General features: G+C 70.9%; 25 protein-coding genes. 8 read left to right on the top strand and 17 right to left on the bottom strand.

Going from position 1 to position 25,224, the window contains the following annotated elements; genetic code table 11:
* Positions 1–8 precede the first annotated feature (8 nt).
* The 9 genes from priA to ACWDU4_RS15580 form a co-directional block, all read right to left on the bottom strand.
* Entirely contained in the window at positions 9–743 is a 735-nt protein-coding gene (priA, locus tag ACWDU4_RS15620; protein ID WP_450114811.1) for a bifunctional 1-(5-phosphoribosyl)-5-((5-phosphoribosylamino)methylideneamino)imidazole-4-carboxamide isomerase/phosphoribosylanthranilate isomerase PriA, read from the bottom strand.
* 50 nt (positions 744–793) lie between these two features.
* A complete protein-coding gene (locus ACWDU4_RS15615; protein WP_450114827.1) occupies positions 794–973 on the bottom strand; it encodes a hypothetical protein in 180 nt (59 codons plus the stop codon).
* Between the two features lie 47 nt (positions 974–1,020).
* Complete coding sequence (hisH, locus tag ACWDU4_RS15610; RefSeq protein ID WP_450114810.1) at positions 1,021–1,650, bottom strand: imidazole glycerol phosphate synthase subunit HisH; 630 nt, start codon at positions 1,648–1,650, stop codon at positions 1,021–1,023.
* Positions 1,647–2,810: an MFS transporter gene (locus tag ACWDU4_RS15605; RefSeq protein ID WP_450114826.1), complete on the bottom strand. Its 1,164-nt coding sequence runs from the start codon at positions 2,808–2,810 to the stop codon at positions 1,647–1,649. The genes hisH and ACWDU4_RS15605 overlap by 4 nt, the downstream gene beginning before the upstream one ends.
* A gap of 79 nt (positions 2,811–2,889) precedes the next feature.
* The gene (locus ACWDU4_RS15600) at positions 2,890–3,045 is read right to left on the bottom strand and encodes a hypothetical protein (RefSeq protein ID WP_450114809.1); all 156 of its coding nucleotides are present in this window, start codon (positions 3,043–3,045) and stop codon (positions 2,890–2,892) included.
* A gap of 11 nt (positions 3,046–3,056) precedes the next feature.
* A complete protein-coding gene (gene hisB / locus ACWDU4_RS15595; RefSeq protein WP_450114808.1) occupies positions 3,057–3,671 on the bottom strand; it encodes an imidazoleglycerol-phosphate dehydratase HisB in 615 nt (204 codons plus the stop codon).
* Positions 3,668–4,801, bottom strand: coding sequence for a histidinol-phosphate transaminase (locus ACWDU4_RS15590; RefSeq protein WP_450114807.1), 1,134 nt, complete (start codon positions 4,799–4,801; stop codon positions 3,668–3,670). The genes hisB and ACWDU4_RS15590 overlap by 4 nt, the downstream gene beginning before the upstream one ends.
* Positions 4,798–6,135: a histidinol dehydrogenase gene (gene hisD, locus ACWDU4_RS15585; protein ID WP_450114806.1), complete on the bottom strand. Its 1,338-nt coding sequence runs from the start codon at positions 6,133–6,135 to the stop codon at positions 4,798–4,800. The genes ACWDU4_RS15590 and hisD overlap by 4 nt, the downstream gene beginning before the upstream one ends.
* Before the next feature lie 128 nt (positions 6,136–6,263).
* Positions 6,264–7,415: a helix-turn-helix transcriptional regulator gene (locus tag ACWDU4_RS15580; RefSeq protein ID WP_450114805.1), complete on the bottom strand. Its 1,152-nt coding sequence runs from the start codon at positions 7,413–7,415 to the stop codon at positions 6,264–6,266.
* A 93-nt stretch (positions 7,416–7,508) separates the two neighbouring features.
* On the opposite strand from ACWDU4_RS15580, the gene ACWDU4_RS15575 reads away from it, so the two are divergent.
* The gene (locus tag ACWDU4_RS15575) at positions 7,509–8,162 is read left to right on the top strand and encodes a hemerythrin domain-containing protein (RefSeq protein ID WP_450114804.1); all 654 of its coding nucleotides are present in this window, start codon (positions 7,509–7,511) and stop codon (positions 8,160–8,162) included.
* 61 nt (positions 8,163–8,223) lie between these two features.
* Here the strand turns inward: ACWDU4_RS15575 and ACWDU4_RS15570 are convergent, their stop codons facing one another.
* A complete protein-coding gene (locus ACWDU4_RS15570) occupies positions 8,224–9,513 on the bottom strand; it encodes an MFS transporter (RefSeq protein WP_450114803.1) in 1,290 nt (429 codons plus the stop codon).
* Between the two features lie 64 nt (positions 9,514–9,577).
* Between ACWDU4_RS15570 and ACWDU4_RS15565 the strand changes: the two genes are divergently transcribed.
* Positions 9,578–10,261, top strand: coding sequence for a FadR/GntR family transcriptional regulator (locus ACWDU4_RS15565; protein ID WP_450114802.1), 684 nt, complete (start codon positions 9,578–9,580; stop codon positions 10,259–10,261).
* 57 nt (positions 10,262–10,318) lie between these two features.
* Here the strand turns inward: ACWDU4_RS15565 and lnt are convergent, their stop codons facing one another.
* Both lnt and ACWDU4_RS15555 read right to left on the bottom strand, forming a co-directional pair.
* A complete protein-coding gene (gene lnt / locus ACWDU4_RS15560) occupies positions 10,319–11,806 on the bottom strand; it encodes an apolipoprotein N-acyltransferase (RefSeq protein WP_450114801.1) in 1,488 nt (495 codons plus the stop codon).
* Positions 11,803–12,747: an alpha/beta hydrolase gene (locus ACWDU4_RS15555; protein ID WP_450114800.1), complete on the bottom strand. Its 945-nt coding sequence runs from the start codon at positions 12,745–12,747 to the stop codon at positions 11,803–11,805. Before ACWDU4_RS15555 ends, lnt begins: the two co-directional genes overlap by 4 nt.
* A 417-nt stretch (positions 12,748–13,164) precedes the next feature.
* Here ACWDU4_RS15555 and ACWDU4_RS15550 point away from each other — a divergent pair, with 417 nt between their 5' ends.
* Positions 13,165–13,638, top strand: a complete 474-nt coding sequence (locus ACWDU4_RS15550; protein ID WP_450114799.1) for an NfeD family protein — start codon at positions 13,165–13,167, stop codon at positions 13,636–13,638.
* Complete coding sequence (locus tag ACWDU4_RS15545; protein WP_450114798.1) at positions 13,635–14,432, top strand: slipin family protein; 798 nt, start codon at positions 13,635–13,637, stop codon at positions 14,430–14,432. The genes ACWDU4_RS15550 and ACWDU4_RS15545 overlap by 4 nt, the downstream gene beginning before the upstream one ends.
* Here ACWDU4_RS15545 and ACWDU4_RS15540 read toward each other — a convergent pair.
* Positions 14,399–15,235 carry a thioesterase family protein gene (locus tag ACWDU4_RS15540; RefSeq protein ID WP_450114797.1) on the bottom strand — a complete coding sequence of 279 codons (837 nt, stop codon included), beginning with the start codon at positions 15,233–15,235 and terminating at the stop codon, positions 14,399–14,401. The two genes, ACWDU4_RS15545 and ACWDU4_RS15540, sit on opposite strands and share 34 nt — an antisense overlap.
* A 166-nt stretch (positions 15,236–15,401) precedes the next feature.
* Here ACWDU4_RS15540 and ACWDU4_RS15535 point away from each other — a divergent pair, with 166 nt between their 5' ends.
* Positions 15,402–16,676: a glycoside hydrolase family 1 protein gene (locus tag ACWDU4_RS15535; protein WP_450114825.1), complete on the top strand. Its 1,275-nt coding sequence runs from the start codon at positions 15,402–15,404 to the stop codon at positions 16,674–16,676.
* Between the two features lie 54 nt (positions 16,677–16,730).
* Positions 16,731–17,363, top strand: coding sequence for a homoserine/homoserine lactone efflux protein (rhtB, locus tag ACWDU4_RS15530; RefSeq protein WP_450114796.1), 633 nt, complete (start codon positions 16,731–16,733; stop codon positions 17,361–17,363).
* 21 nt (positions 17,364–17,384) lie between these two features.
* Here the strand turns inward: rhtB and ACWDU4_RS15525 are convergent, their stop codons facing one another.
* Positions 17,385–17,798, bottom strand: a complete 414-nt coding sequence (locus ACWDU4_RS15525) for a VOC family protein (protein WP_450114795.1) — start codon at positions 17,796–17,798, stop codon at positions 17,385–17,387.
* Positions 17,799–17,927: 129 nt separating this feature from the next.
* Here ACWDU4_RS15525 and ACWDU4_RS15520 point away from each other — a divergent pair, with 129 nt between their 5' ends.
* Together ACWDU4_RS15520 and ACWDU4_RS15515 are read left to right on the top strand one after the other, a co-directional pair.
* Positions 17,928–20,120, top strand: coding sequence for a phosphocholine-specific phospholipase C (locus ACWDU4_RS15520; RefSeq protein ID WP_450114794.1), 2,193 nt, complete (start codon positions 17,928–17,930; stop codon positions 20,118–20,120).
* A gap of 50 nt (positions 20,121–20,170) precedes the next feature.
* Positions 20,171–21,619, top strand: a complete 1,449-nt coding sequence (locus ACWDU4_RS15515; RefSeq protein WP_450114793.1) for a cellulase family glycosylhydrolase — start codon at positions 20,171–20,173, stop codon at positions 21,617–21,619.
* A gap of 50 nt (positions 21,620–21,669) precedes the next feature.
* Here the strand turns inward: ACWDU4_RS15515 and nadC are convergent, their stop codons facing one another.
* From nadC to nadA, 3 genes are read right to left on the bottom strand one after another with little or no spacing between them, the layout of a single operon-like run.
* Positions 21,670–22,533, bottom strand: coding sequence for a carboxylating nicotinate-nucleotide diphosphorylase (gene nadC / locus ACWDU4_RS15510; RefSeq protein WP_450114792.1), 864 nt, complete (start codon positions 22,531–22,533; stop codon positions 21,670–21,672).
* Positions 22,530–24,176 carry an L-aspartate oxidase gene (locus tag ACWDU4_RS15505; RefSeq protein WP_450114791.1) on the bottom strand — a complete coding sequence of 549 codons (1,647 nt, stop codon included), beginning with the start codon at positions 24,174–24,176 and terminating at the stop codon, positions 22,530–22,532. The genes nadC and ACWDU4_RS15505 overlap by 4 nt, the downstream gene beginning before the upstream one ends.
* Positions 24,176–25,207 (bottom strand): quinolinate synthase NadA, encoded by a 1,032-nt coding sequence (gene nadA / locus ACWDU4_RS15500; RefSeq protein ID WP_450114790.1) that lies wholly within the window; start codon positions 25,205–25,207, stop codon positions 24,176–24,178. Before nadA ends, ACWDU4_RS15505 begins: the two co-directional genes overlap by 1 nt.
* Between the last annotated feature and the right edge of the window lie 17 nt (positions 25,208–25,224).

Below are 25,224 nucleotides of genomic sequence, written 5' to 3'. Positions count from 1 at the left end.
CGGCGAGACTATCCGGATACCGCGGCGAGAGCCTCGGGCAGCGTGAATCGGCCTGCGTACAGCGCCTTTCCGATGATCGCACCCTCGACACCGAGCTCGGTCAGGCCGGCGATCGCGACGACGTCGTCCAGCGCGGAGATGCCGCCGGACGCGACGACGGGGGCGTCGGTGGCGGCGCACACCTCGCGCAGCAGGTCGAGGTTCGGGCCGGTGAGGGTGCCGTCCTTGGAGACGTCGGTGACGACGTAGCGGGCACAGCCGTCGCGGTCGAGCCGGGTGAGGGTCTCGAACAGGTCGCCGCCCTCGGTGACCCAGCCGCGACCGCGCAGCTGGTACCGGCCGTCGACGTTCCGGACGTCGAGACCGACGGCGATCTTGTCGCCGAAGCGGGCGATGGCGCTCGCACACCACTCGGGGTTCTCGATGGCGGCGGTGCCGAGGTTGACGCGGGCGCAGCCGGTGGCCAGCGCGGCCTCGAGGGAGGCGTCGTCGCGGATGCCGCCGGACAGCTCGACCTTCACGTCCAGTTCGCCGATGACACCGGCGAGCATGTCGCGGTTCGATCCGCGCCCGAACGCGGCGTCCAGGTCGACCAGGTGCACCCATTCGGCACCGGCGTTCTGCCACGCGAGGGCGGCGTCTCGGGGGGAACCGTAGTTGGTTTCACTGCCGGCCTCCCCCTGAACGAGGCGAACAGCTTGACCGTCGACGACATCTACCGCAGGCAAAAGGACCAGGCTCACGTGCGTCGACCCTACTGCGTCACACACGCGGACCGTGCCCCGGGTGGGTGTCACGGCTCGGTGTCGTCGCCGTCGAACGCGCGGCGCGTCATCCGGGTGGACACCACACCCATCGCCGCGATCGCCCCGGCCACTCCCGCCAGGCCGATGACCAGTCCCACCACCGGCCCCGGCTTCAGCACCGCGAGCAGGATGGTGACGGCGAGCAGGACCGCGGCGGCCGCGCCCATCGAGAACAGCGCGAGCTTGCCGAACGACAGGTTCCCGCGCTGCCCGCTCACAGGCTGCGAACCCAGTTCTCGAGGAGCGCGGCGCCGGCGTCACCCGACTTCTCGGGGTGGAACTGGGTGGCCGAGAGCGGGCCGTTCTCGACGGCGGCGAGGAACGGGCCGCCGTGCTCGGCCCAGGTCAGTTTCGCCGGCGCGATCAGGGTGTCGTCGGCCAGCTCCCACTTCTGGACACCGTACGAGTGCACGAAGTAGAAGCGGGTGTCGGCGTCGATGCCGGCGAACAGGACGCTGTCGGCGGGGGCCTGCAGGGTGTTCCAGCCCATGTGCGGAAGCACGTCGGCCTTGAGCAGTTCGACGGTGCCGGGCCACTCGCCGCAGCCGTCCGCCTCGACGCCGTGCTCGACGCCGCGCTCGAACATGATCTGCATGCCGACGCAGATCCCAAGGACGGGTCGGCCGCCGGCCAGCCGCTTGCCGATGATCCGTTCGCCGCGGACCTGCTTGAGGCCCTCCATGCACGCGGCGAACGCACCGACGCCGGGCACGACGAGGCCGTCGGCGGCGAGCGCGACCTCGGGGTCGGAGGTGACGGTCACGTCGGCGCCGACGCGCGCGAGGGCCCGCTGCGCCGAGTGCAGGTTCCCGGAGCCGTAATCGAGGAGGGCGACGGAGGTCATGACGCAACTCTATCGGCCCGGACGGTTGCCTCCCGAATTCCCGGTCCGTCCGGCGACGGATCCGCCGGGGCACCCCGCAGCAGCGCGACCGGGATCACCGCCGCGACCGCAACGGCAGCGACCACGAACACCGCGGGGTACCCGGCGATCCCGGCCACCACGCCGAGCGCCAGCGCGCCGACTCCGGTGCCGGAGTCGTAGCTGATGTTCCAGGCCGCGCTCGCCGCACCGACCCGGCCCGGTCCGGCCGCGGTGAACAGCGACACCAGGGCGTCGTTCTGCACCGCGCCGAAGCCGAGCCCGAACGCGGCCGAGCCGGCGAGCAGCAGCGCGACGGAGCCGTCGCCGTGGACCCCACCGACGTACAGCACGCCACCGAGGGCGGCGCAGGCCAACGCGGGCACCATGATCCGCCCGACCCCGATCCGGTCCACCAGGATCCCGGCGCCGTACCGTCCGATCAGCATCGCGCCGCTGACCACAGACAGCGCCACTCCCGCGACGGCGGCCCGGTCGGTGATCGCGATCGGCAGCAGGCTCGACACCCCGCCGTACATCGACGCGACCACCAGCATCGCCAGACACGGCACGAGCAGCATCGACAGCGGCGGCCTGCTCCCCTGCCCGTCCGAGCGGGTGGGCCGGACGGACGGCAGCGCCGCCACGGCGAGCACCGCGAGCGAGGGCACCAGGGCGCCGAGAACGAACACCAGGTTCGCGTGCCCACGGTCGAACAGTGCGAGGCCGACGGGGAGCGCGATCATCTGCCCGACCGCGATCGCGATGCCCTGGGCGCCAGTCGCCCGACCGAGCTGGGCGCGTGGCACCAACTCGGCGACCAGGGCACTGCCCGCCACGCTGACCAGGCCGAAACCGATTCCCCGGATCGCGGAGGTGGTCAGGGCGGGAACCGCGGCGGTGGACCACAGCAGCGCCAGCGCCGGCACCCCGAGCAGCAGGCTGCCCAGCGCCAGCACCTGACGGTAGCCGCGGGCGTGCAGCAGGCGCGGGGTGCCGAGCTGGGTGAGGACCGTCGCGGCCATGAAGATCGCGGTACTGGCGCCGGCGAGGGCGTCGGATCCCCCGGACCGGGAGATCGCCAGCGGGACGACGGGCAGCAGAAGAGACCACCCGCCGAATGCCGTGAAGCCCATCAGCATGGCCACCGGCACCCCGCGAGTGCGGAGCAGTGAAGGCGTCCGAGTGCGGAGCAGTGATGTCACAGAGTCGTTTTCGGTCCTAGATCAACCGGAGGATGCCGCCGGCCGCCGCGAGGATCGCGAGTGCCACCAGCACCCCGGCACCGAGCTTGTTGTCGTTCTTCCACATCGAGTACGCGCCGCCGATCGCGAAACCCGCGATCAGGAACAGGGCGTAGATCAGGATTGTGCTCATGATCCCCCGGCCTACAGCGCGCCCTTGGTGGACGGCACCCCGGTCACCCGCGGGTCGGGTTCGACGGCCTCACGCAGTGCACGGGCGACGGCCTTGAACTCGCCCTCGGTGATGTGGTGCTGGTCGCGGCCGTAGAGCACCCGCACGTGCAGCGCGATCCGCGCGTTCGACGCGATCGACTCGAAGACGTGCCGGTTGATCACCGTCGCGTACGGGACACCCGGGTACCCGCCGATCACCGTGTGCAGCATGTGTTCCGGCTCGCCGGTGTGCACACAGTAGGGCCGTCCGGAGACATCCACGGAGGCGTGCACGAGGGACTCGTCCATCGGGATGAACGCGTCACCGAAGCGGCGGATGCCCCTCTTGTCGCCGAGCGCCTGTCCGAGGGCCTGACCCAGCACGATCGAGGTGTCCTCGACCGTGTGGTGGGCCTCGATCTCGATGTCGCCCTCCGCCTTGACCGTCAGGTCGAAGCTGGCGTGCGCGCCGAGGGCGGTGAGCATGTGGTCGAAGAACGGCACTCCCGTGGAGATGTCGACGATGCCGGTGCCGTCGAGGTTCAGTTCGACGGAGATCGAGGACTCCTTGGTGGTCCGCTCGATCTTGGCGATGCGGTCGGTCATCGATTCTCTCCCCGGTTGAGTTCGGTGGCGGCGATCTCGTCGCTGGCGGCGATGAAGGCGTCGTTCTCGGAGGCGAGTCCGACGGTGGTGCGCAGGTATCCGGGAATGCCGACGTCGCGGATCAGCACCCCGCGGTCCAGGTACGCCTGCCAGGCGCGGGCGCTGTCGGCGAACTCACCGAACAGGATGAAGTTGGCGTCCGACGGGATGACATGGAACCCGGTGTCCGCCAGCGCCTTCGACACCCGCACCCGCTCGGCGGCGAGGGCGTGCACGCTGCCGAGCGTCTCGTCGGCGTGCCGCAGTGCGGCCCGGGCGGCGGCCTGCGTGACCACCGACAGGTGGTACGGCAGCCGCACCAGCAGCAGCGCATCGACGAACGCCGGTGCCGCGGCGAGGTATCCGAGCCGGCCGCCGGCGAACGCGAACGCCTTGCTCATGGTCCGCGAGACGACGAGCTTGGTCGGGTAGTCGTCGATCAGGGTCAGCGCGCTCGGCGCCTCGGAGAACTCGGCGTACGCCTCGTCGACGATCACGATGCCCGGTGCGGCGTCGAGCAGCAGGCGCAGCGACTCGATCGGGATGCTGTGCCCGGTCGGGTTGTTGGGGCTGGTGACGAACACGACGTCGGGCCGCTGCTCGGCGATCGCGGCGACGGCCGCTTCGACGTCGAGGGCGAAGTCGGCGCCGCGCATCACCGGCAGCCACGTGGTGTCGGTGCCGTCGGCGATGATCGGGTGCATCGAGTACGACGGGACGAAACCCATTGCGCTGCGGCCCGGTCCGGCGAACGCCTGCAGCAGTTGCTGCAGGATCTCGTTGGATCCGTTGGCCGCCCACACGTTGTCGACGGTGACCGTCACCCCGGTCTGGCGCGTCAGGTAGGCGGCCAGGTCGGTCCGAAGCGCGACCGCGTCGCGGTCCGGGTAGCGGTGCAGCTCCCGGGCCGCCTCCCGGACCGACTCGGCGACGTCGTCGACGAGTGCCTGCGTCGGCGGGTGCGGGTTCTCGTTGGTGTTGAGCTGCACGGGCACGGTCAGCTGCGGGGCGCCGTAGGCCGACTTGCCGCGCAGGTTCTCCCGCAGCGGCAGGTCGTCGACCCTCACCGCCGCGCCGGGCACGGCGCTCACCGGAGCGACTCGAATCGCAGCCGCACGGCCTCGCCGTGGGCGGGCAGGTCCTCGGCGTTGGCGAGGTTGATCACGTGCTGCGCCACGTCCTTGAGGGCCGACTCCGAGTAGTCGACGACGTGGATGCCGCGCAGGAAGGTCTGCACGCTCAGACCGGACGAGTGGCGCGCGCAGCCGGCGGTCGGGAGCACGTGGTTCGAGCCGGCGCAGTAGTCGCCGAGGCTGACCGGTGCCCACGGTCCGACGAAGATCGCGCCGGCGCTGCGGACCCGGGCGGCGACGGCGGTGGCGTCCTCGGTCTGGATCTCGAGGTGCTCGGCGGCGTACGCGTTGACCACCCGCAGCCCATCGTCGATGGAGTCGACCAGCACGATCCCGGACTGGCTGCCCGCCAGCGCGGTCGCGACCCGCTCGCGGTGCTTGGTCAGCTCCAGCTGCGCGGTCAGTGCGTCGTCGACGGCGTCGGCCAGCTCGGTCGAGGTGGTGACCAGGACGGACGCGGCCATCACGTCGTGCTCGGCCTGACTGATCAGGTCGGCGGCCACGTGCACCGGATCGGCGGTGCCGTCGGCGAGGATCGCGATCTCCGTCGGGCCCGCCTCGGCGTCGATGCCGACGAGGCCGCGGCAGAGCCTCTTGGCCGCGGTGACGAAGATGTTGCCGGGGCCGGTGATCAGGTCGACGGGGGCGAGTTCGCTCGCATCCGTGTCGGTGCCGCCGTAGGTGAGCAGGGCGACCGCCTGCGCGCCGCCCACGGCCCACACCTCTTCCACGCCGAGCAGCTCGGCGGCGGCGAGGATGGTCGGGTGCGGCAGCCCGCCGAACGCGGCCTGCGGCGGCGAGGCCACGACGAGCGACTCGACGCCGGCGGCCTGCGCGGGGACGACGTTCATCACGACCGACGACGGGTAGACCGCGTTGCCGCCGGGCACGTACAGACCGACCCGCTCGACCGGCACCCAGCGTTCGGTGACGGTGCCGCCGGGCACGACCTCGGTGGTGGTGTCGGTGCGGCGCTGGTCGGCGTGCACCTTACGGGTGCGTTCGATCGCGACCTCGAGCGCGGCCCGCACGTCGGCGTCCAGTTCCGCGAGTGCGCGAGTCAGCTCGGCGCGCGGCACCCGGACCTGCGCGGGGCGGATCCCGTCGAACTTCTCCCCGAATTCGAGCGCGGCCTCGGCACCACGATCGCGGACGGCCTCGACCACGGGACGCACCTGATGCAGCACCGCGTCCACGTCCGTTCCGCCGCGGGGCAGGGCCGACCGGAGTTCGGCGACGGACGGGGTTCGTCCGCGCAGGTCGACGCGGGCGAGCTCGGTGCGGGCAGGCATGAGGGTCCCTTCACAAGAGGAAGTGTGTGCAGTCGATTATCCAGGATAGGCGCTACCGGTTTTCGCCCACCGTCGACGCCGCGTGCACCCGGCAAAGCCGCGGCCCGGCACTTCGGGATCGACGAGAGCTACGTCACCACCGGCGAGCCGTCCCGGCTCCGATCGTTCTCCGCCACGAACCAGCCGTCCGGGCCCACCGGAGCGCCCAGCCGCGGCCGGTACTCGGTGTACACCAGCCGCGCGACCAGGCTCAGACAACTGTTCACCCCGGTCTTCGCGAAGATGCTCTTGAGGTGGTCCTGCACGGTGTACGGGCTGATGTGCAGCCGCCGCCCGATCTGGTCCCGCGTCCGGCCCGCGAACACCTGCGCGAGCACCTCCGCCTCCCGAGTGGTCAGGCCGTACGCGGCCACCACCAGCGAGACGATCTCCGGCAACTGGGCACGTTCGAACGTCAACACGACGCGGCCGCTCGCACGCCGATCGAGTCGCCCGACCCGGATCACGACCCACTCGCCGTCGATGGTGCGGGTGCGCAGCGTGATGGAGTCAGAGTGCAACGTGCGCTGCCTGATCGCGGCCACCACGACGGGCGCCATCCGGTCGAGTCCGTCGGGCGGACCCCAGTCGAGGCGTGCGAAGAAGTCCCGCGCCGCCGGGGTCACCAGTTCGAACTCGTTGTCCGCTCCCACGAGCACCATCGCCGGTCCACCGTCGACCGCGGCACACACATGCGGGGCCTGCCGCAGCAGGGTCGCGCGCATGCCGTCACCGACATCGCGCAGCACGCCCGCGAGCACGTCGACCTCGTCGCCCGTGAAGCCCGAACCCCGCCCGCGGATCAGATCGCCGACCCCCCAACACAACCCGTCCCGCCCGCGGAAGACCATGCGGATGTGGTCTCGCAGTCCGAGCGGCTGGAGGAGCTCTCGATAGGTCCGGCTCTCGCGGACACTGCCGCCGGTCGCCTCGCCGATCGTCCTGATCCCCCGCCGCCGGCGCAGCAACGACACGTAACTGTTCTCCGGCGGGGTGGTCCCGTACTCCAGCGCAAAGGCGAGTTCGCAGGCACGGGTCTGGTCGGCGAAACCGACGGTGGTCGCCGCGGTGGGCACGACGATCGCCGGGTCGACCGGGGCAAGGACGGAGCAGTCGGACGGAACGACCGCGAGGATTGCTTCGAGAGCCGCACCGCGGAAGTCGACAGCGTCCGTGGCGGCCGACGCCGCATCGTGGATCGCGGCCTGCAACCGGGCGCCGGCTCGCGACGCTGGGGTCATGGTCCGATCCTCCCCCCTCGAATGTGGGATTGGAACCCCCGTGCGATGGTTCGACACTCGAACCGGGGAGAGTTCGACGAGCCGAGGTAAGCCATGACGACCACCAAGCCCACGAGGATGTCCGACGCCGACATCGAGATCATGGGAATCCTGCACGATGCGTTCCGCCGCGACGCCGCGCGCCTGGCGCGGGCCGCACAGCGGGGTGATCCCGAGGATCCCGCCGCTCACGACGCCCTGCTCACCGGATGGCACGGCTTCAGCCGCGAGCTGCACCATCATCACACCGTCGAGGACACCTACATCTGGCCGCTGATGCGGCGCAAGCTCACAGACCGCCCCGACGACCTCGCGGTGCTCGACGCGATGGAGGCCGAACATGCGCTCGTCGATCCGGCGCTCGCCGCCGTGGAGTCGGCATTCGCCGATCCCGACCACGGTCACGACCAGCTGGCCGACCGGGTCGACGACCTGGTCTCCATCCTGCACTCGCATCTCGCCCACGAGGAGCGCGAGGCGGTGCCGTTGATCCGAGCGACGGTCACCTCCGAGGAATTTCGTGCCGTCTCGAAGCACGCCATCCACGACCTGACGTACCGGGAACTCGCCGACGCCGCGCCGTACCTGACGGAGGGTGCCCCGGAGCACCGGGTCCGCATCGTGGTCGGCGTGCTCGCGCCTCCCCTGCGGCTGGTCTACCGGTACCGCTGGAATCCGCGGTACCGGCGGGTGCGGCGCTGGGAGTGACGCCGCCGCACGGCCGGCCGACACGCCCGATCCCGTGTCGGCATCCGGTGTGCGGCCGGCGCTACCGGGCGCCGGTTCGGTCCCGCGCGGCGCGCCCGCCGCTCCGGCCGCCTGCGACGAGTGTGCCCGCGCACAGCACGACGCCGATCACCGCGAGGCCGATCACCGCGGTGCGCATTCCCCACGCCGTGATCGCGACGCCGGCGCAGATGGCGGGGACGGCCAACCCCACGTAGCTGACCGCGAAGAAGGCACCGATCACGGCGCCCTGCGAGCCCGGGGCGTGTTCGAGGACCGCGGCGTTGACGCTGCGCAGACCACCGGCGAAGGCCAGGCCGTGTCCGACGCCGACGACCGCGGTCACCGCGAACAGCAACGCCAACGACGGGGTGAGGTCGACGATCAGCAAGCCGACCATGCCGACGGCGAGCGTCACCAGCCCGAGCCGTTCCGCCCGTCGCCCGGCCAGCCGCCCGGACACTGCCTGGGTGGCGACGGAGACCAGCGTCACCAGGGCCGCCGCGAACGCTCCGACGACGAGGTTCTGCACACCGAGGAGTCCGGAGATCCAGGACGGGACGACCGACTGGAACAGTCCGACCGCACCCCATGCCAACGCGACCGCGATCGTCGAGATCCAGAACGTGCGCCGGATGGTGATCGGCACCGCGGGCAGGCGCAGGAGCCGGGCACCGCGGTCGCGGTCACCGCGGGGCAGCAGGCAGAGGGCGATCACCGCGGGCACCAGGCCGACCAGGAACAGCACGTAAGGAGTGCGCAGTGGATCGGGGAGGTACTGCGCGACGGCACCCCCGATCAGGGGGCCGAGCGCGGCACCGAGTGCACCGCCCAGCGAGGACGCGAGGGCTGCGCGGCTGTGGTTGCCGTCGGGTTCGTGCTCGACGAGGGCGGCCGTACCCGCCGCGGACACCGTCCCGACCGCGACACCCTGCGCGATACGGCCGAGAAACAGCCACGCGGTGGTGTCCGCGAACGCCAGGGTGGCCGCTCCGACCACCCCCGCGCCGACCGCGACGGCGAGGACGGCGCGGCGTCCCAGCGCATCCGACAACGGTCCGAACAGCAACAGCGCGGGGATCAGTCCGGCGACGTAGACCGCGAAGATCGCGGTCTGCACGGCCGCACTGAAACCGAACTCGGTGCGGTAGAGGCCGTAGAGGGCGCTGGGCATGTTGGCGCCGATCACCACGATCACCAGGACGTAGAACACCCCATGGAAGTGCCTTCCTCGCCAGCGGACCGGCGGTGCGGCGCCAGCGGGTCCGGTGGAGGCAGCGGGGCCGGTCGAGACGACGGCGTCGGACAGCACATCTGAGGACGTGGGAATCACCTCGGGACAATAGGTAGGACGTCCGACGTAGGATATCCGATGAGCCGCGTGACAGGATGGTCGCGTGTCAGTAGTGCAGCGGGGAACCGCCTACCAGCAGTCACTCGCCTGGCTCCGAGAACGGATCGAAGGTGGCGAGTGGGTGGTTGGAGCCCGGATACCGACCGAGCCCGAACTGATGGCCACGCTCGGCGTCGGCCGCAACACCGTGCGTGAGGCGATCAAGACGCTCACATCCACCGGGATTCTCGAGATCCGTCGCGGATCCGGAACCTTCGTGCGGGCCCGCACCGACATCGGCGGACTGCTCGGCCGCGTCGTCGACGTCACCGAGTTGCTGCACGTGCACGAGGTGCGACGCGCACTCGAACTCGAGGCCATCACGCTGGCGTGCGAACGCCGCACCGAGGACGACCTCACACGGCTGCGCACCGCACTCGACGGGAGGGACGCCGCCAACGGCGACGAGGCCGTGTTCGCCTCCCACGACCTCGACTTCCACCTCGCGATCGTCGCGGCGGCGCACAACCCGGTGCTGGTGGACCTGATCGGCGCGCTCCTGGAACCGATGCGCGCCACCTACTCGTACACCGAGGGCGTGCACGGTCACGACATGTCCACCGCCGACCACCGGGCGGCGGTCGCCGCCGTCGAGGCCCGCGACCCGGCCGCCGCGACCGCCGCCGCCCGCAGCTACCTGGATCTGACCCTCACCGCGGTCCGCATCCGCGCCGGCGGGGGACGCTGAGCGGAGAACGTCTCGACCACGCCCCGACGAGTTGCAGCGTCGCGGCGCAGGCAACCTTCACCCGCGACTGCTCCGGACCCGCCGCACCACCGTCCCGCCGGCGATCGCGATCACGGCCACCGCGCACACCGCGGGCAGCCAGTCGCCGAACCGTACGTACGGCGTCCGCCCCGAGGACGGCTCGAGGTCCACGACCAGCGACCCGGCGCCCGCGGCGGGCAGCCAGGCGAGGACCCGCCCGCGCGCGTCGAACGCCGCCGACACCCCGGTCAGCGCCGCGACCGCGACGGGGCGGCCGGTCTCCGCGGCGCGAACCGCCCCGACGCTCGTCAACTGCGCCGGACCCGAACTGCCCTGGAACGTGGACGTCGAGGTCTGGTAGACGAGAAGCGCCGCACCGCCCTTCGCCTGCTGTCGCGCCAGGTCCGGGAAGGTCAGCTCGAACGAGATGAGCGGCCCGATCCGTGTCCTGCCGGTGTCCATGACCACCAGCTCGTGGCCCGGCACCCGGTTCTGCGCGGTCGCCGCGGTGATGCGGCTCAGCCAGCCGAGCCGATCCCGGAACGGGATGTACTCGCCGAACGGCACGAGACGGGTCTTGCGGTAGGTCGCGACCACCCCGGTGCCGTCGATCAGGGTGGCAGTCTTGGCGATCGCGTCGGTGCCGACGACGTGGGCGTCGGTGCCGACGACGTGGGCGTCGACGTTGACGAGCAGGTCGGCGCCCACCTCGCGGGACAGTGTGGTCAGCCGGGCGAGCACCTCGGGCCGCTCCCCCGGGTCGACATCGACGCTGCTCTCCCCCCACACCACCAGATCGGCCCCGGGTGCCGCGGCGCGGGTCAGCTCCTCCTGTCGAATCATGTTGTCGGCCAGCCCTGTTTCGACCTGGATCAGCGCGACCCGCAGTCGCCCGGCCGTCGCCGGCACCGGTCCGAGGGAGTACCAGGCCGGCCCGGCCGCGAGCGCGAACACCACCGCGGCGCCGCCCACCGCCCGCCCGGACGCACCCGGCGACGCGACCGCGACGACGATCCCTGTGTTCACCGCGACCACCGCGAACCCCACCAGCCACACCCCGCCGACCGCGGCGAGCGCCAGGACCGCGGGGTGACGCCACTGCGTCGCACCGAACAGCGCCCACGGGCCGCCCAGCCACTGCCAGGACCGGACCGCCTCGATCAGCACCCATCCCGCGGGCACCCCGATCACCGCCGCCACGGCACGGCGTGCGGTGAGAACGCCGCGCAGCAGGGTCCACGCGAGCACGCCCCAGGCGGACCACAGCAGGGCGAGTGCCGCGACGCCGAGCGGAAAGAAGAAGACCAGATTGGGCGCCACCCAGTACTGGGTGGCGGCGACCAGGCCCACCCCCACGCACCAGCCGCGCACCGCCGCGTCCCCACCGGAGCGGGATCCGCGCAACACCAGCAGCGCCGGCACCAGCGCGACCCATGCGAGAAGAGCCAGATTCGGGCCGGGAAACGCGAGGGCAGGCAGGGCTCCGGCGAGCAGCGCGCCGCCGCGCGCCGGCCATCGGCTCACCCCGTCGCGGAGGTCCGTACCGGCGCTCGGGTGGTGTCGCGGACGAACTCGCCGATGCGGACCACCGCACGGGCCGCTTCGGGCAGGATGTCGGCGGCCGCCTGGAAGACGTGCACCTGCCGGTCCCACACCTCGAAGGTCACGGGCACGCCCGCGGCACCGAGACGCTGCGCCATCAGTTCGGCATCCGGGTACAGCATCTCCGTCGACCCGACCTGGATGAGGACCGGTGGCAGTCCAGCGAGCGCGCCGTCGACGGGCGAGACGGTCGGAGTCGCGCCGTCGGCGCGTCCCGCGATGTCCGCGAGGGTGACGAGCACCGAACGGGGAATGAGCGGACACGCATTGCCCTCGGGTCGAGCGAGCTTGGTCGACGGGTCGAGGTCGGTCAGCGGCGACAGCGCGACCAGGGCGGCCGGTTGCCGAAGTCCGAGTTCCGGGAGTGCCAGTGCCGTCGCGAAGGTCAGGAACCCGCCGGCCGAGTCGCCGGCGACGACGATCCGCTCCGGTGGATACCCCTTCTCGAGCAGCCACCGGTACCCCGAGGCGCAGTCGGCGATCGAATCCGCGATCGGATGCCGCGGCAGCATCCGATATCCGACGGCGAGGACGGACGCCCCCGCAGCCGCGGCGATCCGCAGCGACAGCACCCGGTGGGTGTTCAGTCCGCAGGTCAGGAACCCGCCGCCGTGCAGGTAGAGGATCGCGACACCGCCGCCGTCACCGTCGTTGTGGCGCGGCCACCATTCGGCGTCGCACTCGTCGAGGTGGACACGATGCCGGCTCACCCCACGCACCGGCTGCAGGTACCGGACGGACTGGTCGAGCAGCCCCGCCGGCCACAACGGGCTCGGGTACCGACCCCAGACGTTGAGGACTGGTTTGACACCGAGCCGGACGGCATGGGCGAGGATCTGCGATCGGACGCTGGCACCTGGCACGAAGCACGGTTCGACGGTGACGGCGACGACGGGAGTCGCCGACCGGCGCCGGCGGACCTGTCCGCGACGTGGGGATTGTCCTGGGGAGGATTGAATTGATGACGGTTGCGTTGTCATCGTGAGCTCCTGGCGAGCACGAACGAACTGAGCACTTGACTACTACGACCCGACCGCGCTGCCTGAGTTCACGGGCAGCTGATTCATGGTACGTGACCTGCGACACATTTACGAGCCCGTAACACGAGGAACCCGAATCCGACCGTGCGGCGGGCCGCCGGGACGATCGGTGGCACACGTGGTGGCCGGTCGGCGCGGACGGGATTACCGTGGAAGTCGAGGGCCGGGCGCGAAGTGGCTACGCGAGGCGCCCACCCTCCCGGCGTGCTGTGCCGCCGGTGCGCGAGTGTGGGAGCCGTGATGGCCACGATCGGCGTGGTGGCCGTGGTGCTGGGCCTGGTGATGATCCTGGTCGAGGCGCACGCGCCCACGGCCGGAGTGCTCTCGGGACTGTCCGCTCTGCTGATCGGCGGCGGCGTCGCGTTGCTCTTCCTCGCCGGCGGGGTCGCGCAGGTCGTCGCGGTCCCGGTCGCGATCGGGCTCACCGGAATCGGGCTGGTCGGCACCGCGGCACTGGGACGGACGATGGTCGCGACCCGCCGGACCCCGGTTCACAGCGGCCCCCAGGCGCTGGTCGGCCGGGAGGCGACCGTGAGCAACTGGGACGGCGCGACGGGTCAGGTCCGCGCCGACGGTGGGCTCTGGATGGCGAAGATCGAGTTCGGCTACCCCCAGACGCCCCGCCCCGAGGCGGGGGAATCCGTCGTCGTCGAGTCGGTGCACGGGCTCACGCTGAACGTGCGCCGCCGCGAATCCTGGGAGGAACTCCCATGACCGTGCTGCTGATCGTGCTGCTGGTCCTGATGATCTTCGCCCTGATCGTCCCGGGCACCGCGATCCGGGTCCTGCGCGAGTACGAACGCGCGGTGGTCTTCCGGCTCGGCCGGGCACAGGGCGTCAAGGGCCCCGGCCTGGTGTTGCTGATACCGGTGGTGGACCGGATGGTCCGGGTCGGCCTGCGGACGGTGACGTTGAACATCCCGGTCCAGGAGGTCATCACCCGGGACAACGTGCCGGCGAAGGTCACCGCAGTGGCGTACTTCCGGGTCCTGGACGCCGATCGCGCGGTGATCGAGGTGGAGAACTTCCTGGCCGCGACCACACAGATCGCGCAGACGACGCTGCGTTCGGTGCTCGGCAAGGCCGAGCTGGACACCCTGCTCGCGGACCGGGACAAGCTGAACGAGGACCTGCAGAAGGTCATCGACCAGCAGACCGAGCCGTGGGGCGTGAAGGTGACCACCGTCGAGATCAAGGACGTCGAGATCCCCGAACGCATGCAGCGCGCCATCGCCCGGCAGGCGGAGGCCGAGCGGGAGCGGCGCGCGAAGATCATCAACGCCGAGGCCGAGTACCAGGCGTCGGCGAAGCTGGCGGAGGCGGCGGCGGTGATCTCCCGGAACCCGACGACGCTGCAGTTGCGGTATCTCCAGACGCTGCGCGAGGTCGGCGGCGACAGCAAGTCGACGGTGGTCGTGCCGCTGCCGGTCGACCTGATGCGGACGTTTCTGACCCCGGGCGCCGCCGTCGACGGTCAGGCCTTCTCGGGCAGCACGAACTCCCCCTGACCGCCGAAGTCGACCTGACGGCGTGCGTTGGCGAGGGCGCTGACGACGCAGGTGCCGATCGGACCGCGACGGTCGTACATGGTCGTGGTGCCGACCGCGACACCATCTGCGCTGATGTGGTCGTCGGCCTCGATCCCCACCTCGACACCCTCGGGCAATCGGGCGAGCACGAGGGTCATGTCGACATTGATGTACCCGACGCCCTCGGTACCCCAGTTGGTCATCAGGCTGGTCGGTTCACCGGCCATCGCGGCCCGCACGAACGGCGAGGGGGGCTCACCCGCGACGACCGGCAGGTGCTGGGCCCACATGCGTTTGCGGCTCGCTCCCTGATGTTCGAGCATCGCGGTCGACCAGCCCTCGGGGTGGTCGTCGCTGCCGAAGAACGGCGGGACCAGTTCATCGGTGGGCGGCGCGATGTGCTCCGGCGGCGGCGACGGCCGCAGCGCACGGGTCCACACCTGGCCCGGCGGCTGCTGCGACGGCTGCAGGAACACCGCCGTCGCGCGGACCACCGGCCGGCCGTCCTGGATCAGTTCGGCGTCGGCCACGCGGATCCGGTTGCCGTCGCGGACGGCGGTCGTGCGGGTGGTCAGCGGCGCGGTGCGCGCCGGAGCGAACAGGTCGACGGTGAGCCGGGCGGGCACGAATCCGTCTCCACCGTGGCCCTTTTCGAGGGCACGCGCGATCAGCCCGCACAGGGCGGCGCCGTTGACCATGTCGGGCGACCACCTGCTGACGGCGAAGTGTTGCGCAACGAAGCCGTCGGGGGTCGAACTGAAGAACGCGAGCTGGTCGGTCACGGTCGTCGCCTTTCGAAGAGGATCGCCGTCATGATTCCGGGCCGCCCGGCGGCCCGTCCCCGAAACCGTTAATCCATCGAACGGAATTCTTTGTGAGTTTCGCCATAGCGGTCGGCGACTCTGCCCTAACCTGCTCACCGTGGCCCGATTCGCACGATTTCTCGCCCTGCTCGCCGCCGCCCTGACCCTTCCCGCCGTCGCGGTTTCCCCCGCGACCGCGACGCCCGCGGCGGACCCGCTCGGACCCGACTTCGAGTGGGGTGTGGCGACGTCCGGGTTCCAGGCCGAGGGTCCGCCGCCGGACAGCAACTGGTCGCGCTACATCGCGGCGGGCAAGACGCACGATCCGTACGGCAGCGGCCCGGACTTCCGGCACCGCTACGCCGAGGACATCGCCAACGCCGCGGCCATGGGCGTCGACACGTTCCGGTTCTCGGTGGAGTGGGCGCGGGTCCAGCCGACACCCGACAGCTGGGACGAGGCCGAGTTCGCGTACTACGACGACGTGGTGCGGCAGATCCGCGCGCACGGGATGCGGCCGATGATCACCCTCGACCACTTCGTGTACCCCGGCTGGGTCGCCGACCGCGGCGGCTGGCGCACCGACGAGACGATCGGGTTGTGGCTGGCGAACGCGGACAAGGTGATCGCCCGCTACGCCGGTCAGGGCGCCACCTGGATCACGTTCAACGAGCCGACCGCGTTCGTGCTCAAGGAGACCACGTTCGGCGGCATCTCCCCGCTCGACGCCACCGCGGTGCTCGACCGGATGGTGCGCGCCCACCGCGCCGTGTACGACGTCATCCACCGCCTCGACCCGGGCACCCGGGTGTCGAGCAACGTCGCGTACATCCCCGCCGTGATGGACGTGATCGACGGGCAGTTCACCGATCGTGTCCGCGACAAGCTCGACTTCCTCGGTCTCGACTACTACTACGGGGTCTCACTGGACAACCTCACCGCGGCGGCCGCCGCGACCGACAAGTTCTACGACGTCCGCCCGCAGCCGGACGGGATCTACCACGCGGCAATGCATTTCGAGCACAAGTATCCGGAGCTGCCGATCTTCGTGGTGGAGAACGGGATGCCGATGGACGACGGAAAGCCCCGCCCGGACGGCTACACCCGCTCCGACCATCTGCGGGATCACGTCTACTGGCTGCAGCGCGCGAAGGCGGACGGCGCCCACGTGATCGGTTACAACTACTGGTCGATCACCGACAACTACGAGTGGGGCAACTACCGCAACCGCTTCGGCCTCTACACCGTCGACGTGCTCACCGATCCGACCCTGACCCGCAGACCCACCGACGCGGTCGCGACGTACCGGGAGGTGATCGCCGGCCACGGCGTCCCGGCCGACTACCGCCCCGTCATGGCCGACTCGGTGTGCTCGCTGGTGAATCCGCCGCAGAGCTGCCTGGCGACGTCCGGCAGCTGACGGCGCCGGCCCTCCGCCCGAAAGTGGCACCGGACCTGCCCCTATGCTGTTCGGGTGACGTGGCAGGTGTGGTTGGGTTTCCTCGGCGCGGCGTGGGTGATCAGCCTGTCCCCCGGCGCAGGGGCGATCGCGTCGATGTCGTCCGGGCTCAGCCACGGACTGCGCCGCGGCTACTGGAACATCCTCGGCCTGCAACTCGGACTGCTGCTGCAGATCGTGATCGTGGCGGCCGGGGTCGGCGCCCTCCTCGCGTCGTCGGCGGTGGCGTTCACCGTCATCAAGTGGTTCGGGGTCGCCTACCTGGTCTATCTGGGGATCCGGCAGTGGCGGGCCGCGCCGACGGAGGTCGACACCGACAGCGCGAAGCCGACCGGGTCGGCGCTCGGCATGGTCGCCCGCGGCTTTCTGGTGAACGCGAGCAACCCGAAGGCCGTGGTGTTCATGCTCGCGGTGCTGCCGCAGTTCCTCGACCCGGCACGGCCGCTGGTCCCGCAGTACGCGATCATCGCGGCGACGATGATCTGCGTGGACGTGATCGTGATGACCGGCTACACCGGTCTCGCCGCACGGGTGCTGACGTTCATGCGCTCGCCCCGGCAGCAGCGCATCACCGGCCGGGTGTTCGCCGGCCTGTTCTTCACTGCCGCCGGGTTCCTGTCGCTGGTGCGACGGGCCGCGACCGTGTGAGCGCCGTCGGCGCGAGCGCCGTCAGGACGACTCGCCGGCGATGTTGACCATCCAGCCGATGCCGAATCGGTCGGTGCACATGCCGAACACGTCACCCCACATCTGCTTCTCCAGCGGCACCGCGACCTGACCGCCCTGGGAGAGCTTCTCCCACCAGCCTCGCAGTTCGTCGGCGTCGTCACCGCTCAGGCTCACCGAGAAGTTGGTACCGGGGTTGTGTTCCATGCCGGGCGGGGTGTCCGCACCCATCAGGGTGAATCCCTGTGGCGTCTCGAGCATGGCGTGCATGATGCCGTCGGCACCGGGCGCGTCCTTGTCGCCGAACTCGCCGAACGTGCTCAGGTTCAGGGTGCCGCCGAACACACCCTTGTAGAACTCCATCGCCTCGCGGGCGTTGTCCTTGAAGCTGATGTACGGGTTGAGACGTGAACTCATCGCTGCTCCTCGGGTCGGCCGAACAGTGGCGTGGACCACACTACGACATGACCCCGCCCCGATGGCTCGGCGCAGCGAATTCCCACACTCCCCCAAAACAACTGGACGTTTGGTCTACAGTCTCGGATCGTGAGCCGTACCGACCCCACCCACAGCGCACCGGATGCGAACCGAAACACCTTCTCCCGGAGGAGTTTTCTCACAGCGAGCGCGGGCGCGGTGGCGGCGGTCGCCACATCGTCACTGCTCCCACCCTCCCTGCAGCGCGCACTCGCGACCCCGGTGCCCCCCGGCGGGCTGGAGTCGGTCGAGCACGTCGTGCTGCTGATGCAGGAGAACCGGTCGTTCGATCACTACTACGGAACGCTGCGTGGGGTCCGGGGATTCGGTGACCCGAACGCGCTGCGGCTCCGGGACGGGGCCTCGGTCTTCGAGCAGCCCGCACCGACCGGCAGGGTGCTGCCCTTCCCCATCCGGGACTCCGCCGCCGCGCAGCAGATGGACGCCCAGAACGTCACCGGCCTCGACCACAGCTGGGAAGGCGGCCACCGGGCGCTTGCCGACGGCTGGCACGACGGATGGGTCGAGGCCAAGACGGGCACCACGATGGCGTACTACGACCGCCAGGACATCCCGTTCCACTACGAGCTCGCGGACGCGTTCACGATCTGCGACGCCTACCACTGCTCGGCGCCGACGTCGACCAGCCCGAACCGCAACTACTGGGTGTCCGGATACACCGGTTTCGAGCCTCCCGCCCCGCTACCGAAGAGCGCGGCCTCGTCGGATCTGGCGGGGTCCTCGGGCGTGACACTGTCGTCGGATCCGGGTCCGGAAGGCCGCGCCGTCACCAACGCCGCCTACGACCCGTGGCACGCCGGCTACGGGTGGACCACCGTCCCCGAGCGGCTGCAGGCGGCGGGCGTGACCTGGAAGACGTACCAGGAGTGGGACAACTTCGGGGACAACAACCTCGAGTACTTCACCACCTTCAAGAAGGTCGGGGCCGCCCTGCTCGGCCACCCCGGCCTGCTGCCCTACCAGCTGCAGACCCTGGCGGGGTTCTACCTGGCGCTGCCGACGATGCCCCCGCCCGTCCAGGACGCGGCGGTGCGCGCGCTCGAGATCGCCGCCGATCAGTTGTCACCGGCCGACCGTGAGCTGTACGACCGCGCGCTGTACCGGTCCCGACCGGGAACACTCGCGGCCGAGTTCCGGAAGGACGTCGAGTCGGGCAGACTGCCGCAGGTCAGCTATCTGGTTCCGTCCGAGGTCGATTCGGAGCATCCCTCCGGATCGTCACCCGCGGCGAGCGCGACGCTGCTGTACCAGGTGCTCGACGCGATCGCCTCCGACCCGGACCTGTGGGCGAAAACGGCCGTGATCGTGAACTTCGACGAGAACGACGGCTACTTCGACCACGTCCCGCCACCCCGCCCGCCCCGCACCGCCGCCACGGAATGGGTGGGTGACCAACCACTGGGCCTCGGCCCGCGGGTGCCGATGACGATCATCTCGCCCTGGACCGTAGGGGGGTTCGTCTGTTCGCAGGTGTTCGACCACACCTCGGTGGCCCAGTTCCTGGAGAAGCGATTCGGGATCGCCCAGCCGGAGATCGACCCGTGGCGGCGCACGGTCAGCGGGGACCTCACCTCGGTGTTCGACTTCGCCCATCCACGCGCTCGCCCAACCCTCACCCGGCCGCAGCCGACCCCGCCGCTGGAGCCGCGATGGACTCCGACCCCACCCGTCGAGCAGCGAATGCCACTGCAGGAGAGCGGCACCCGGCCCGCCAGGGCGCTGCCCTATCAACCCGGCGCAGACGCCCGCGTGGACACCGCCGCTCGTTCGGTGACGGTGCACCTGTCCAACACCGGTGCGTCGTCGGCACATCTGGCCCTGTATCCGTACGCGGGCGAGTTCGACCTGCCGCGGCATTTCGACGTCCTCGGCGAGATCACGCACACCGCCAACCTGCCCGCCCCACGGTACGACCTGCTCTTGGTGGGCCCGAACGGCTTCCGACGCGAGTTCGCCGGCTCGGCCGAGGGCGCGGCCGCGGCACTCGACGTATCCGCGTCGGCGGACCCTACCGCGATGGCCCTCGACCTGTCGGTGGAGAACCGAGGACCACACGCTCTGACGATCGTCGTCGACGGGGGCCGCCGGCAACTCGCATCCGGCGGCCGGGCGTCGTGGACGGCTCCGTCGGGCGACGGCTGGTACGACTGCACCATCACCGTCGAGGAGGACCCGGACTTCCGGCGCAGACTCGTCGGACACATCGAGAACGGTCGAGAGAGCACCAGCCAGCCGGCGTGACCACCGCAAGGCACGACATCCCGCTGACCCGCAGAACACCAGGAGGTTTCATGCGCCGCATCCGGCTCGCATCCCTGATCGTCACGAGCACACTGATCCTCGGAGGCGGGATCGCGACCGCACAGAGCAGTCTGCCCACGTCCGGGAGTGGCGGTGGCGGTGGCACGACGCGGACCTACCTCAAGGACGACGCCGGCCGGTCACTGATCCTGCGGGGATTCAACACTGCATCGAGCGCGAAGAGCGCGCCGGACGGCATGCCTGCCTTCACCGAAGCCGACCTCGACCGCGAACAGACCGACATGGGAACGAACTTCGTACGCTTCCTGATCTCGTGGCGTTCCGTGGAACCCGAACCGGGACAGTACGACCAGGCGTACCTGGACCGAGTCGAGGACCGGGTCGGCTGGTACGCCGAACGCGGCTACAAGGTGATGCTCGACATGCACCAGGACCTCTACTCCGGCGCGATCACCCCTGACGGCAGGACCGGCAACGGGGCTCCGGGTTGGGCGACGTACATGGACGGCCTTCCGGTCAACGAAAGGGACCGCTGGGAGCTGTATTACGTCGAGCCGGGCGTCATCCGCGCATTCGACAACTTCTGGAACACCACCGGCAAGCATCCCGAGCTGACGGAGCACTACGCGAATGCGTGGCGGGCGGTCGCCGAACGATTCGCGAACAACGACACCGTCGTGGCGTACGACCTGATGAACGAGCCGTGGGGAGGCTCGCTGCAGGGGCCTGCGTTCGAGTCCGGTCCGCTGGCCGCGCTGTACCAGCGGACCACCAACGCCATTCGGCAGGCCGACCAGGACAGCTGGGTGTGTGTCGCCCCGCAGGCCGTCGGTGTCAATCAGGGCGTGCCGAGCGGGCTCACCAACATCGACGACCCCCGTGCGGGCGAGCGACGCATCGCCTACTGCCCGCACCTGTACCCGCTGCCCCTCGATCTCGGTGACGGTTACTCGGGTGTGTCGAAGGACCTCACCGACGCGACCATCGAGACCTGGCGCGCAAGCATCGAACACATCGCCGGGAACGTCCTTCAGGGGGCACCGATCATCCTCGGCGAGTTCGGGCTAGACACCACGCTGCCGGGCGCCCAGGAGTACCTCGATCGCGTCTACACCGAGGCTCGGGAGATGGGTGCGGGAGTCGCGTACTGGTCGAGCGACCCCGGTCCCTGGGGCCCGCACCTGGAGGACGGGACGCGGACGATTCTCGTCGACACCGTGAACAAGCCCTACCCGCGCGCGGTTGCGGGCACACCGCACGAGTGGTCGTCGTCCACCGACCACCTCGAGCTGACCTTCCGTTCCGACCCCGCCGTCACAGCCCCCACCGAGATCTACCTGCCGCGCAACGGGTTTCCCGGGGATGTCACGGTCGCGGGTGCGGACGTCGTGACCTGGGACCGGCAGAACCGCCTGCTGACGGTGCGGACCGAGACCGGTGTCGACGAGGTGACCGTCACGGTGACACCGGCGGCCTGAGCCCGCGCCGGCGACCGCGTCGGCGCCCGGACACCGCCCGGGCGCCGGCGTCACATGTCGAGACCGAGGTCCAGGACCGTCACCGAGTGGGTGAGCGCGCCGACGGCGAGGAAGTCCACGCCGGTGCCGGCGTAGTCGGCGGCGACGTCGAGGGTCAGGCCGCCGGACGATTCCAGCTTGGTCTTCGGCGAGCGGGTGTTGCGGCGCTGCACCGCGGACTGGGTCTCCCAGAGCGCGAAGTTGTCCAGCAGCACCAGGTCGACGCCCTCCGCGAGAACCTCGTCGAGCTGCGCGAGACTGTCCACCTCGACCTCGCACTCGATGTCCGGCGCGACCTCACGGACCGCCCGCAGCGCAGCGACCACGGACCCGGCGGCCGCGACGTGGTTGTCCTTGATCAGCGCCGCGTCACCGAGACCCATCCGGTGGTTGACGCCGCCGCCCATCCGCACCGCGTACTTCTGCAGCGACCGCAGCCCGGGCAGCGTCTTGCGGCTGTCGCGGATCTTGCAGTCGGTGCCCGCGACCGCCTCGACCCACCGCGCGGTGGCAGTGGCGATGCCGGACAGGTGGCACAGCAGGTTCAGCATCGTGCGTTCGGCGGTGAGCAGGTCCCGGGTCGGCGCGGAGACGGTCAGCACCGCATCGCCCGCCGCCACGGCGGTGCCGTCGTCGACGCGGGCGAGGACCTCGTAGTTGCCCGCGCCGACGACCTCGTCGAGGACGAGCAGCCCGACGTCGATGCCCGCGACCACACCGGCACTGCGGGAGACGACGGACGCCTTCGCGACCGCCCCCTCGGGGACGGTCGCCACCGAGGTGACGTCGGGTCCGTAGCGCAGGTCCTCGTCGAGGGCTACCCGCACCAGCGCGCGGATCTCGTCGCGGTCGAGGCCGTCAGCCAGGGTGGTCATCGTGCTCCTGTCGGGATCGGTTCGGCGCTCACGAGGTCGGTGAGGGCGAGGGTGCCGTCGGGTTCGCGGCGCACGGGCAGCGGCCGCCGCCAGTCGTCGTCGTCGGTGTCGGGGTGGTCGAGCCGGGTGTGGCAGCCACGGCTCTCCGTGCGGGCGGACGCGGCCAGCACCAGCGCGGACGCCGCCGTGGTGAGCGCGGAGTCCTCGAGGTCGGTGACGGTCGACGGCCGCACCGTCTCGCGGCTCGCCAGCGCCACCGACACCGTGGACAGGCCGTCCCCGTCGCGCACGACGGACGCGTGCGCGGTCATCAGCGACTGCACCGTGGCCCGCGACACCACCTCCGCGGCAGGGAGATCCGAGGAGGCCACCTCCACTGAAGTTCCGATGCGCTCGGCTGCGGCCAGCCCGGCGCGCTCTCCGACGACCAGGCCCTCGAGCAGGCTGTTGGAGGCGAGCCGGTTGGCTCCGTGCAGCCCGGTGCGCGCGACCTCACCGGCCGCGAGCAGGCCGGGCACCCGGGTGCGCCCGTGGGTGTCGGTGACGACGCCGCCACACGAGTAGTGCGCGGCAGGCGCGACGGGGATCAGGTCGGCGGCGGGATCGAGGCCCACCTCCCGGCAGGACGCGGTGATGGTCGGGAACCGCTCCGCGAAGCCGTCGACGCGGCGGGCGTCGAGGTACACGTGATCCTCCCCGAGCGTCCGCAACCGTGCTGCGATCGCCTTGGACACCACGTCCCGCGGCGCCAGGTCACCCATCGGGTGCACACCCGCGGTCACCGAATTCCCGTGGGAGTCCACGAGAACCGCGCCCTCGCCGCGCACCGCCTCGGAGATCAGCGGACGCCGGCCGACCCCGCCGGCCGCGAACAGCACGGTCGGATGGAACTGGACGAACTCCAGGTCCGCGACGATCGCACCGGCGTCGAGGGCCAGCGCGATGCCGTCGGCGGTCGCACCGGGCGGGTTGGTGCTGCACGAGTACAGCTGACCGAGGCCGCCGGTGGCGAGCAGCACGGCCGGTGCGTGGATGACACCGACGGCGGTGCTGTCGATGCCGGTGCCGACGGCGGTGCCGTCGATGCCGGCGCCGAAGCCCTTGTCCGACAGGACGACCAGGCCCTGGACGCCGTCGACGCCCGTCACCACCCGCGCGGCGGCGGCACCGAAGAGCACCGGCATGCCCGCTGCGTTCAGCGCCCGCTGCACCTCGGCGCCGGTGGCGTCGCCCCCGGCGTGGATGATCCGGCGGGCGCTGTGCCCGCCCTCGCGGGTGCGCGAGACCTGACCGTCGCGTCCGCGGTCGAACACCGCGCCGAGGTCGGCGAGCGCCGTGACCGCGTCCGCGCCTGCCGCGACGATCGACCGCACCGCCGCCTCGTCGCAAAGCCCACCGCCGGCGGCGAGGGTGTCGGCGACGTGGGCGTCGACGTCGTAACCGCTGCTTACCGCGATGCCGCCCTGCGCGTACACGGTCGCGGTGTCGGTGGGACCGCCTTTGCTGACGGTGAGCACCCGCAGGCCGGCGCGGGTCGCGGTGCGGGCCGCGGTCAGTCCCGCGACCCCACCGCCGACCACGACCAGGTCGGCGTGCGCCTCCCAGCTGTCGTGCACCCCGGCGCCGGGCGCGAGCCCGTTCACTACTCGCCGCCGCCCGGGTTGCCGATCTCGATCATCCGCTGCACGGACTTGCGGGCACGTTCGGCGACCGCGGGGTCGACGTGCACCTCGTCCTTGCCCTCCTGCAGGCAGCGCAGCAGGGCGGCGGGGGTGATCATCTTCATGTACGGGCACGACGCGCGGTCGTTGACGGCCTGGAAGTCCACCTCGGGCGCGGCCTTGCGCAGCTGGTGCAGCATGCCGACCTCGGTGGCCACGAGGACCTGCCTGGCGCCGGTGGCGCGGGCGGCGTCGAGCATGCCGCCGGTGGACAGGATCTTGACCTTGTCCTCGGGCACGAAGCCCTCGCCGGCCAGGTACAGCGCGGAGGTGGCACAGCCGCACTCGGGGTGCACGAACAGTTCGGCGTCCGGGTGGGCCTTGGCCTGGGCGGTCAGCTCGTCGCCGTTGATGCCGGCGTGCACGTGGCACTCACCCGCCCAGATGTGCATGTTCTGCCGGCCGGTGACGCGCTTGACGTGCGCCCCGAGGAACTGGTCGGGCAGGAACAGCACCTCGCGGTCGGGGTCGATCGACGCGACGACGTCGACGGCGTTCGACGACGTGCAGCAGATGTCGGTCAGGCCCTTCACCTCGGCGGTCGTGTTGACGTACGACACGACCACGGCGTCGGGGTACTCGGCCTTCCACTCCCGCAGCTGGTCGGCGGTGATGGAGTCGGCGAGCGAGCAGCCGGCCCGCTCGTCGGGGATCAGGACCGTCTTGTTCGGGCTGAGGATCTTGGCCGTCTCGGCCATGAAGTGCACGCCGCAGAAGACGATGGTGTCCTCTTCGGCCTCGGCCGCGATCCGGGACAGCGCCAGCGAGTCCCCGACATGGTCGGCGACGTCCTGGATGGCCGGCAGCTGGTAGTTGTGCGCGAGCAGCGTCGCGCCGCGCTCCTTGGCGAGTCGTCGCACCTCGGCGGCCCATTCGGGGCCGGCTTCGACGCCGGTGTAGCCACCGGGACCGTCGGTGATCTGACCTGCACCTGCCCACAACGTCGATGTCATGGCCGTTCTCCTTACCG

The organism is Rhodococcus sp. NPDC003348, assembly GCF_053589375.1.
This window is presented reverse-complemented; position numbering and strand designations above follow the sequence as displayed.